The 1,444-nt window shown below is 31.3% G+C and carries 1 protein-coding gene; it reads right to left on the minus strand.

What is annotated here, in order from left to right:
• Positions 1-107 precede the first annotated feature (107 nt).
• Positions 108-1,100 (minus strand): proline racemase family protein, encoded by a 993-nt coding sequence (locus AOG55_RS04490; RefSeq protein WP_055032633.1) that lies wholly within the window; start codon positions 1,098-1,100, stop codon positions 108-110.
• Positions 1,101-1,444 lie beyond the last annotated feature (344 nt).

Below are 1,444 nucleotides of genomic sequence, written 5' to 3' on the forward strand. Positions count from 1 at the left end.
TTTTACAGAATATTGGAATGGCTAAATAATTATTTATAAGCGTATATAAATCTATTATATTCATTATATAAATAATGAAAACTTAAATGGGCTATAGCCCTTGATCATTATTGTACAAGAAATCCATGTTTTAATGGATCTTTAGGGTTAACTATAATTTTGCATAGCTGTGTAATCCATGCTCTTCCTGTAATTTCGGGTACAATGATAATATTGCCGTTAACCTTTTCATATGAGATTATTTTGCATGTAAATCTTGATCCAATTATGGATTCATTTGTGTATTTTCCATTTATATCGAGTTTTCCATCATGGACAAGCAATGCAGCCCTTGCCGCTGTACCTGTACCACATGGGGACCTGTCGAAGCTGTTACCTCCAAAGGTAACAAAGGCACGGTAATCATGTTTACTATCTGTGATCATTGCCAATGGCTCAAGATTTTTTTTGCCCTCAGGGTACATATTCATAATTGTTTGTTCTGATTTTTTTCTGATAATATTTCCATATTCCATAAGTTTTCCTATGTTTGCTGTATTAACATCAATTCCTATGGAATCAGATTCAACTATGGCATAGAAATTGCCACCGTATGATATGTTTACAGGTATAATTTTTCCATCAATATTTATATCTATTTTCTTTACAAAATATGATTTTACATCAACTATGGATACAGAAACTGGCTCACCATCCTCTATTTTTACCTTTGCTTTGACTGTACCTGCAACAGTATCATATGTAATTATTTTTTCATTGCCCTCATACTGAACATATCCAAGGGCAACAAGTGCGGTACTTACACCTATTGTGGCATGCCCGCACATGTCCAAATAAGAATGAGTGGTTGGATATATAACCGTATAGCTGCTTCCTGGATTTACAGGAGGAAGCAATACAGCACCAAACTGGTCTTTATGCCCTCTTGGTTCCTGCAATAATGTTGTTCTAATATAATCATAGTGCTTGATAAAATAATTTCTTACTGATAATGCGTCTGGTAGATTTTTAGGTATGTCATTCCAGAAAATTATACGTGTGGGCTCACCCTCTGTATGTGTATCTATAACATCCAAGGTTAATTCGGATTTAAGGCTCATGTAATTAAAATTAATATTTTCTTAAATAGTTTTGGATAAATTATAGTCAAAAATCATGAAAACCTTATTTACCCTCGGCTACATGAACAATTTCTCGATCTCTAATGTAATTCGAATTATATATAACAATATCAATAAATTTCTGGGTATATAATAACATAATTAATATACAATATTACATAAAATGTCCAAAAATAGTTCAACCCATGATATACATTAATTTCCTCACTGAGACCTGCTTATTTTATTCGTCATAATAATGTAGTTTTATTAAGCCATTATTTCTCAAATAGTTACATCACAAATTTAAGTTTATTCAATAATTTTTTATATATAAATGATAA

Origin of the sequence: Acidiplasma cupricumulans, assembly GCF_001402935.1 — an archaeon.
Lineage (GTDB): Archaea > Thermoplasmatota > Thermoplasmata > Thermoplasmatales > Thermoplasmataceae > Acidiplasma > Acidiplasma aeolicum.

Excerpts from the sequence above, each read along its gene's own strand:
- AOG55_RS04490 (WP_055032633.1), bottom strand. The coding sequence starts at position 1,100 with ATGAGCCTTAAATCCGAATTAACCTTGGATGTTATAGATACACATACA.